Raw genomic sequence first — 8,593 nt, 5'->3', positions numbered from 1 at the left:
CGGCTCGCGGTCGCCGAGCTCGGCCTGCGCCCCCTGCTCGATCTGGGCATGCGCCTCGGCGAGGGCAGCGGCGCGGTGCTCGCGGTCCCGGTCATCCAGGCCGCGGCGCGGGTCGTGCACGAGGGCGCCACCTTCGAGAGCGCCGGGGTGGCCGGGCGGGATGAGTGACCTCGGAGCGCAGCTGCGCCTCGCCGGGCGCGACGTGCTGCTCGTCGGCGGCCCCGCCAAGGCCCTGGGTCTCGTCGGGCGCCTGCTCGATCGGCAGGCGGCGATCACCGTCGTCGCCCCGAGCGTCGCGACGTCGATCCAGGACCTCGCCGAGCGCGGCGCCCTCGCCTGGCACGCCCGCACCTACGCACCGGCCGACCTGACCGGGATCGCGCTCGTCGTCGCCTGCCCCACCGGCGGGCCCGAGGACGAGGCCCTCGAGCGCGTCCGTGACGACGCCGACCGCGCCGGCATCCTCGTCGCCGACCTGCAGGCCGACACGTATCGCCGCGCAGCCGGAGCCGGAGCCGGTGCCGGTGCCTCGCCGGGCCCCACGCCGAATCCCTCGACGGGCCCCACGCCGGGCCCCACGGGCGAGGCGCGGACTGTCGGCAGCGTCACCCTCGTCGGAGGTGGGCCGGGCGACCCCGGCCTGCTCACCCTGGCCGGCCTGGAGGCGGTCCGCGACGCCGACGTCGTCGTCGTCGACCGCCTCGCCCCGCTGGAGGTGCTGCGCGACCTCGGCCCGCACGTCCAGGTCATCGACGTGGCGAAGATCCCGCGCGGCCGGTTCACCCCGCAGGAACGAATCAACGAGGTGCTCCTCGACCATGCCCGCGCGGGGCGGAAGGTGGTGCGGCTCAAGGGCGGCGACCCGTTCGTCTTCGGGCGCGGCATGGAGGAGGTGCTCGCCTGCCGCGAGGCCGGGGTGCCGGTCGACGTCATCCCCGGCGTCACCTCCGCCGTCGCGGCTCCCGCGCTGGCCGGGGTGCCGGTCACCCATCGCGGCCTCGTGCAGGGCTTCGCGGTGATCTCCGGCCACGCGGCCCCCGACGACCCGCGCAGCACCGTCGACTGGGCGTCGCTCGCCGCGAGCGGCGTGAGCATCGTCGTGCTCATGGGTGTCGAGACGCTGCCGAGGATCGCGGCCGCCCTGGTCGCCGCCGGCCGCGAGGCCCAGACGCCGGTGGCGTGCATCATGGACGCGGCCACCACCCGCCAACGGGTCGCCACCACCACGCTCGGGCAGCTGTCGGCAGGCCGAATCCCACCGGGGGTCTCCGCCCCCGCGGTGACGGTTGTCGGCGCCGTCGCACAATTCGCCGGGCAAGCCGGCGCCCGAGCCTGATCTCTTACGAGGAAGGCTGTCTCGCAACCCGATTCGTGATGTCGACAACCGTTACCCTGTGGGTCGGGCGTCCAGTTATCCTGGCCGGGTGACCGGCTCGGGGGAAAGGGCGCGGTCATTCGGCGTCAGCGCCGTCATCGATGCACAACTGGGGGTCAGAGCGCGATGAACAATTCAGTGATGTGGAAGTCGGCCCGGGTCGTGGGCCTGGCCGCTCTCGGCGTGAGCATGGCGGTCGCGCCCGGCCTGTCGGCGCAGTCGCTGGCCCGCTCGGCGGACCGCACCGGCCGTGCCGCGCGGGCCACCGCCAGCGCCTTCGGTGCGCGCATCGACATCACCCGCAGCACGTCCGCCTGAGCGCGAAGGACGGGATCGACATGAGCTGGCGCTGGGAAAGCCTCGACTCCGACGGAAACCCGGTCGAGGGCGCCCCGACCGGCACCTTCCCCACCCAGGGGGAGGCCGAAGCGTGGCTCTCGGAGTCGTGGGAAGACCTCGCCGACGCCGGGGTCGCCGCGGTCACCCTGTACGAGGAGGGCGTCGTCGCCTACGGGCCGATGCCGCTGGACCCCGCCTGAGATCCGGCCCGCGGCTGAGCCTGCGGGGTCGCCGCCGGGTGCACGTGCACGCAGACGCGATCCAGGTGGCGCCCCGCGCGGCGCATGCGAGCCTCGACCTCGTCGGCGATGTCGTGGGCCAGCCGCACGTCGAGGCTGGGGTCGACGCTGATCGTCACGTCCGCCTCCATGCGGTGCCCGAGCCACCGGGCACGCACCGCACCGACATCGTGCACGCCGGGGGCCCGGAGTGCGGCCGCGCGCAACGCGTCGACCGTCTGGGGTTCGATGCCGTCCATGAGCCGGCGCACGACGAGCACCAGGGAATTGACGAGGATCCCCGTGATGGCGACGGCGATGAGCAGACCCGCGATCGCGTCGGCCCGATGGAGCCCGAGCGCGACGCCGACGGCACCGGCCACCACGGCCAGTGAGGTGTACCCGTCGGCCCGGGCATGCTGCCCCTCGGCGATGAGGGCCGCCGAACCGATCCGCCGTCCGGTGCGGATGCGGTATACCGCCACCGCCTCGTTGCCGACGAACCCGACGACGCCAGCGGCGAACACCCAGCCCAGGTTCGTCAGCGGGCGCGGGTGCAGCAGCGCGTCGACCGACTCCCAGACGATGAGCACCACCGAGCCCGCGATGACCAGGGAGATGAACAGCCCGACGAGGTCTTCCGCACGCCGATAGCCGAACGGATACCGCTTGCTGGGCGGTCGTCGGCCCAGCCAGAACGCGAAGATCAGCGGGATCGTCGTCGCCGCGTGCCCGATGTTGTGGATGGTGTCGGCCAGCAGGGCCACCGAACCGGAGACCGCGACGATGACGATCTGAGCCAGCGCGGTCGCCGTCATCCCGGCCAACCCGATCCACGCGGTGCGGATGCCGTCGCGGGTGGAATCCTCGGCCGTCTGGATCGCCTCCGAGGCGTCGTGCGCGTGCGGCGTCAGCGCGTGCCGCAGCCCACCCCAGAAACCCTGCCCGTGCGAGTGCCCATGTGAGTGCCCGTGCGAGTGTTCGTGCTCATGAGGCCGGGGGTCGCGACCGTGCGCGTCAGCCGCATGCTCGGGCTCCGGCACGCTCATCGCGTCGGACCCGTCGCCTCGGCCCGCGCCGCCGGCGTCTCCTGACGGTGGTGCCGAGGCACGCCGCCGCGCCCGTGCTCGGAATGCCGCAGCGCGTCGATGACCAGCTGGGAGATGTGATCGTTCGCGATCCGGTAGTAGATGTGGTTGCCCTCGCGGCGGGTGGCGACGGCGCGCGCCCGCCGCAACCGTGCCAGGTGTTGCGAGACCGCCGGGATCGGCCGCTGCACCCTCTCGGCGAGCTCGCCGACCGACAACTCGGCGTCGAGCAGGCGGCACAGCAGCCGCACGCGGGTCTCGTCGGCCAGCAGCCGGAACACCTCGACCGCGTCGGCGACCAGGTCGTCGTCCCCGACCGATTGCGTACTTTCGCGCATGCGCAAATAGTAGGCGGGCCGATCGCCGCCGACAACGGGTCGGAGCCGGCTGTTGCCGACGGCGCGGGACAGGGGGAGTGCTCGACCTCAGCTCGGGTACTGGCCGCGCGCGACTCGCGGCCGCGGCACGCGACCGGGCCGGATCTGCATGGAGCGGGAGATCGAATACCACAGCGAGCCCTTCTCGGGGTCTTCGCCGAACTTGGCGCGCACCCGCTTCTTCACCGCGGCCCACATGAAGAAGTCGTCGAGCAGGGCGAGCAGCACCGCGCCGTAGACGATGAAGTAGCCGGTGAGAATGGCGGTCCGGTTCGGAATGAGGCTGACCGGCAGGCCGATGAGCATGACCGGCAGCAGAAACTCCGCGAGGTTCCAGCGCGCGTCGATGACGTCGCGGATGAACGCCCGCTGCCGGCCGCGGTCGCGGGGCGGCAGCGCCCATTCCTCACCGGCGTACATCGCGGCGCGCATCTTGGCCCGCTGCTCCCGCTCGCGCTTGCGCGAGTCGGCGCTCGCGGCCTTGCGGTCGGTGGGCACCAGCGGCTTGTGCCGCGCCGCCTCCGCCTCGCGACGGGTCGGCGTGGGTCGGTTCTTGGCCCCCGGTCGCCCGGGCGCCGCGGCCGTCTCCTCGGGCGCGGTCGTCTGCTCATTCTTCTTGCGTCCGAACACGCCCCCACCCTAGTCGAGCGTCCGTCGGCCCTGTGACGCCCTCACGACACGGCGGCAGCGGCAGCGGTCGCGGCGGGTCGTCGGTAGCCTGCCCGCATGAGCACCGGCCAGCCGACCCCGCCCGACCTCGACCCGTCGCGACTGGCGGCCCTGCGTGCGCGGGTCGACGACCTCATGCCGCAGGTCCTGTCCGACCTCACCGACCTGGCCCGCATCCCCAGCGTCTCGCTGCCGTCCTTCGACGCCGCGCACGTCGCGGCCAGCGCCGATCGGGTCGCCGAGTTGCTGCGGGGAGCCGGGGCGCAGGTCGAGGTGGTGCGTGCCGGAGACGGTCACCCGGCGGTCATCGGGCGCGTGCCCGGCCCACCCGGCGCCCCGACCGTGCTGCTCTACGCGCACCACGACGTGCAGCCACCCGGGGCGGAGTCCGACTGGGACACGCCGCCGTTCGAGCCCACCCCGCGCGGCGACCGGCTCTTCGGCCGCGGCGTCGCCGACGACAAGGCGGGCATCCTCGCGCACGTCGCGGCGCTGCGAGTCTTCGACGGACAGCCTCCGGTCAACGTCGTCGTGTTCGTCGAGGGGGAGGAGGAGGCCGGCTCGGAGAGCCTGCCCGCCCTGCTCGCGGAGCACCACGAGGCGCTGGCCTGCGACGCGCTCGTCATCGCCGACTCCGGCAACTGGGACATCGGCACGCCCGCGCTGACGACGACCCTGCGCGGCAACCTGCGGGTCGTCGTCGAGCTGCGCACCCTGCGCCACGGCGTGCACTCCGGGATGTTCGGCGGGCTCGTGCCCGACGCGATCACCGCGATGTGCCGGCTCCTGGCCACGCTGCACCACGATGACGGATCGCTCGCCCTGACCGGGCTCATCGAGCGCGACGACGCGCAGGTCGACTATCCACCCGAGCGCATGCGGGCGGAGTCGGGCGCGCTGGACGGTGTCGAATTCCTCGGCGAGGGCACCCTGGCGTCGCGGCTGTGGACGAAACCCGCGCTGACGGTCATCGGCATCGACGCCCCGAGCGTCGACGAGGCCGCGAACCTGCTCACGCCCGTGTGCCGGGCCAAGCTGTCGATGCGGATCGCGCCGGAGGAGGACCCGCAGCACGCCGTCGAGGTGCTCACCGAGCACCTGCGCGCGCACGCCCCGTGGGGCGCGCACGTCGAGGTCACGCCCACCGACTCCGGGCGCGGGTTCACGACGACGACCGACGGACCCTACGTGGATGCGGCCCGCGCGGCCTTCGCCGACGCCTGGCAGACGGAGCCGGTCGAGGCCGGCATCGGCGGGTCGATCCCGTTCATCGCCGAGTTCGCGGAGGCGTTTCCGCAGGCCAGCATCCTGGTCACCGGCGTGGAGGACCCGGACACCCGGGCCCACGGCGCCAACGAGAGCCTGCACGTGCCCGAGTTCGCCCGGGTCTGCCTCGCGGAGGCGGTGTTGCTGGAGCGGCTCGGCGCCCTGCGGACGTGACGCCCAAAGTGAGCCGGACGTGACGCCGGCCGTGCGGCCGCCCGGCTCGTGGACGCGGGCCGCGACGAGGCCCGCTTCCGCGCGCACCAGGGGTTTGGCACGATGAGACGGTGCGCGTCCTGTTCTGTCCGGAGAGCTTCACCGGCACTCTGACCGCCGTCCAGGCCGCGGAGGCCATGGCGGCCGGGTGGCGGCGCGGCGCGCCCCACGACGACCTGACGCTGGCCCCTCTCTCCGAGGGCGACACCGGTTTTCTCCACGTGGTCGAGGAGGCGCTCGGGGGAGTGACGGTGGCCGTCACCGTCTCCGACCCGCTCGGGCGGCCGGTGCCCGCGGCCGTGCTGCTCGTCGACGAAGGCCCGGGCCGCACCGCCTACGTCGAGTCGGCGCAGGCCGCCGGGCTGCACCTGCTCAACGCCGACGAACGCAAACCGATGCTGACCAGCTCCTACGGGGTCGGGCAGCTGATCGAGGCGGCGATGGCCGAGGGCGCCGACCGCATCGTCGTCGGGCTCGGCTCGGCCGCCACCAACGACGGCGGAGCCGGTCTGCTCGCCGCGCTCGGCGGCGGCGACCGGTTCGCGCTCAGCGGCGGCGGCGGTGCGCTCAGCGACCTGAGCGTCGAATCGCTGGCGGGCCTGCCGGAGCTCGCAGGGCGGCTCGCGGGGGTCGATCTCGTCGTCGCGACCGAGGAGACGCTGCCGCTGCTCGGCTTCCACGGCACGTCGGCGCTCGGCGCGGAGGGCCGCGGCGCCGACCCCGCGCAGGCCCAGGAACTCGAGCTGCGCCTCGGGCAGTTCACCGACCTCGTCAACCGGGTGCTGCCCCCGCCGACCGACCTGCTCACCGGGCTGCCCCGGCGCATCGAACGCGAGCCCGGAGCCGGTGCCGGCGGCGGCGTCGGCTACGCGCTGATGATGCTCGGCGGCGCCCGCACCAGCGCGGTCGATCTCGTCATGCGCGCGTGGGACTTCGACGCGCTGCTGCGCCGCCACGACCTCGTCATCACCGGTGAGGGCTGCTTCGACTGGGCGTCGCTGCGCGACAGCGTCGCGACCGGGGCCGCCCAGGCCGCGGCCCGGCTCGGGCTGCCGGCGGTCGTGCTGGCCGGGCAGGTGCAGGTCGGCCGCCGCGAGACGATGTCGACCGGCGTCGCCGGCGCCTACGCCGTCGCCGAACGACCCGTCGACGTGGCCTCCGCGATGGCCGACCCCGTCGGCTCCCTGGCCGCTCGCGCGGAACGGCTCGCCCGCACCTGGTCGCCGCCGCCGGGGCGACGCGCCGGGTGAGTTCCGGCCGAGGCCCTGGCAGCCGACCCTGCGCCCGTGCGACCCTGGGAACATCGCGCGGTGGTTGTCGGTTCTCGACAGTACGTGTCGGACCGAACCGCACCTCTTAGACTCTCCCGCCACGCAACCGCACAGTTAGGACCACACACGATGACCGTTTCGGACCAGACCTCCACGCACGGCGTGCTGCTCACCGATGTGGCCGCCTCGAAGGTCAAGAGCCTGCTCGACCAGGAGGGCCGCGACGACCTGCGCCTGCGCGTCGGTGTGCAGCCGGGCGGCTGTTCGGGCCTGATCTACCAGCTCTACTTCGACGAGCGCACCCTCGACGGCGACGCCGTGCGTGACTTCGCCGGTGTCGAGGTCGTCGTCGACCGCATGAGCGCCCCCTACCTCGACGGCGCGACGATCGACTTCGCCGACACCATCGAGAAGCAGGGCTTCACCATCGACAACCCCAACGCGGGCAGCTCCTGCGCCTGCGGCGACTCCTTCAGCTGAGCCGGCTGAGGTCCGCCAGGCCGACCGGCCCGAGCGAGCCGAGCCAACCGAGCGAGCCGGGGCCGCCGGAGCCGCCCCCACAACGACCGTGAGAACTGCGAGTCACGGTCAGAACTGCAGCACGAACAGCAGTTGTGACCACGACTCGCAGTTCTCGCGGTCGTTCGGGGTTCTGGTGGCGCCGCAAGCGGGGCGGGCGGGCCGCGGGTGAGGCGGGTCGGCCTGCGCGGAGGCCGACCGCGGCCTCGATAGGCTGTGGCGCGTGCGTATCGCTGTCACCGGGTCCATCGCGACCGACCACCTCATGACCTTCCGCGGGCGTTTCGCCGACTCCCTCATCGCGGGCCAGCTCGACAAGGTGTCCCTGTCGTTCCTGGCCGACGACCTCGACATCCGCCGCGGGGGAGTGGCCGGCAACATCTCCTTCGGGCTCGGCGTGCTCGGCCTGTCGCCGGTCATCGTCGGGGCGGCCGGCGAGGACGTCGCCGACTACCGCGCCTGGCTGGAGCGGCACGGCGTCGACTGTCGCGGGATCCGGATCAGCGACTCGCGGCACACCGCCCGGTTCGTGTGCACCACCGACGACGACCTCGCTCAGATCGCCACGTTCTACGCCGGCGCGATGGCCGAGGCCCGCGAGATCGAGCTGGAGCCGGTGGCGGCCCGGGTCGGCGGCCTCGACATGGTCGTCATCGCCCCCAACGACCCGCTCGCGATGGTCCGCCATACCCAGGAGTGCCGCGCCCGCGGCTACGCCTTCGCCGCCGACCCCTCCCAGCAGCTGGCGTTCATGGAGGGCCCGGCGATCCGCAAGCTCGTCGACGACGCGACGTACCTGTTCACCAACGAGTACGAGTCGCACCTCATCGAGCAGAAGACCGGCTGGAGCGCCGACGAGATCGCCGCGAAGGTGACCACCCGGGTCACGACCCGCGGCAAGGACGGCGCGACGATCCTCACCCGCGGCCAGGAGCCGATCCACGTGCCGGCGGTGCCGCCGGCCCACATCGCCGACCCGACCGGAGTCGGTGACGCCTTCCGCGCGGGCTTCCTCGCCGGCCTGGCCTGGGAGCTGCCGCACGAGCGCTGCGGCCAGGTCGGGGCCACCCTGGCGACCCAGGTGCTGGAGACCGTGGGCACCCAGGAGTACGAGGGCTCGATGCCCGGCTTCGTCGCGCGGCTGCGGGCCGCCTACGGCGACGAGGCCGCCGACGAGGTCGCCGCCCACCTCCCGTCGTTCATCGACTGACGCGGCGCCGCGCCCGCGACCGATGCCGCCTCCGACCGGCCCGCCAGG

General features: G+C 73.6%; 11 protein-coding genes. 8 read left to right on the top strand and 3 right to left on the bottom strand.

The window, feature by feature from the left end; all coding sequences use genetic code 11:
- The 4 genes from PINTE_RS22245 to PINTE_RS19080 all read left to right on the top strand — a co-directional run.
- The coding region (locus PINTE_RS22245) for a nicotinate-nucleotide--dimethylbenzimidazole phosphoribosyltransferase (RefSeq protein WP_174524030.1) at window positions 1-168 on the top strand (168 nt) is incomplete at its 5' end.
- Window positions 161-1,336, top strand: a complete 1,176-nt coding sequence (gene cobA, locus PINTE_RS19090; protein WP_068433886.1) for a uroporphyrinogen-III C-methyltransferase — start codon at window positions 161-163, stop codon at window positions 1,334-1,336. The genes PINTE_RS22245 and cobA, both read left to right, overlap by 8 nt.
- Window positions 1,337-1,501: 165 nt before the next feature.
- Window positions 1,502-1,693, top strand: coding sequence for a hypothetical protein (locus tag PINTE_RS19085; protein WP_157087379.1), 192 nt, complete (start codon window positions 1,502-1,504; stop codon window positions 1,691-1,693).
- 20 nt (window positions 1,694-1,713) lie between these two features.
- Entirely contained in the window at window positions 1,714-1,914 is a 201-nt protein-coding gene (locus tag PINTE_RS19080; protein WP_068433882.1) for a hypothetical protein, read from the top strand.
- Here PINTE_RS19080 and PINTE_RS19075 read toward each other — a convergent pair.
- From PINTE_RS19075 to PINTE_RS19065, 3 genes are all read right to left on the bottom strand, one after another.
- Complete coding sequence (locus PINTE_RS19075; protein ID WP_068433880.1) at window positions 1,884-2,981, bottom strand: cation diffusion facilitator family transporter; 1,098 nt, start codon at window positions 2,979-2,981, stop codon at window positions 1,884-1,886. The genes PINTE_RS19080 and PINTE_RS19075 overlap by 31 nt on opposite strands.
- Complete coding sequence (locus PINTE_RS19070) at window positions 2,978-3,358, bottom strand: ArsR/SmtB family transcription factor (protein ID WP_068433878.1); 381 nt, start codon at window positions 3,356-3,358, stop codon at window positions 2,978-2,980. Before PINTE_RS19070 ends, PINTE_RS19075 begins: the two co-directional genes overlap by 4 nt.
- Window positions 3,359-3,445: 87 nt before the next feature.
- Complete coding sequence (locus PINTE_RS19065; protein WP_068433876.1) at window positions 3,446-4,027, bottom strand: DUF3043 domain-containing protein; 582 nt, start codon at window positions 4,025-4,027, stop codon at window positions 3,446-3,448.
- Between the two features lie 96 nt (window positions 4,028-4,123).
- Here PINTE_RS19065 and PINTE_RS19060 point away from each other — a divergent pair, with 96 nt between their 5' ends.
- The 4 genes from PINTE_RS19060 to PINTE_RS19045 all read left to right on the top strand — a co-directional run bounded on the left by PINTE_RS19060 (window position 4,124) and on the right by PINTE_RS19045 (window position 8,545).
- A complete protein-coding gene (locus tag PINTE_RS19060) occupies window positions 4,124-5,506 on the top strand; it encodes a dipeptidase (protein WP_068433875.1) in 1,383 nt (460 codons plus the stop codon).
- Window positions 5,507-5,616: 110 nt separating this feature from the next.
- Window positions 5,617-6,795 (top strand): glycerate kinase family protein, encoded by a 1,179-nt coding sequence (locus PINTE_RS19055; RefSeq protein ID WP_068433873.1) that lies wholly within the window; start codon window positions 5,617-5,619, stop codon window positions 6,793-6,795.
- A gap of 150 nt (window positions 6,796-6,945) precedes the next feature.
- Window positions 6,946-7,296 carry a HesB/IscA family protein gene (locus PINTE_RS19050; protein WP_068433871.1) on the top strand — a complete coding sequence of 117 codons (351 nt, stop codon included), beginning with the start codon at window positions 6,946-6,948 and terminating at the stop codon, window positions 7,294-7,296.
- A 262-nt stretch (window positions 7,297-7,558) separates the two neighbouring features.
- The gene (locus tag PINTE_RS19045; protein ID WP_068433869.1) at window positions 7,559-8,545 is read left to right on the top strand and encodes a carbohydrate kinase family protein; all 987 of its coding nucleotides are present in this window, start codon (window positions 7,559-7,561) and stop codon (window positions 8,543-8,545) included.
- Window positions 8,546-8,593: the final 48 nt, after the last annotated feature.

The organism is Piscicoccus intestinalis NBRC 104926 (assembly GCF_001515525.1).
In the GTDB taxonomy this organism is placed as follows: domain Bacteria; phylum Actinomycetota; class Actinomycetes; order Actinomycetales; family Dermatophilaceae; genus Kineosphaera; species Kineosphaera intestinalis.
Note: the sequence above shows the minus strand (reverse complement) of the source record. Positions and strands in the feature narration are given on the sequence as shown.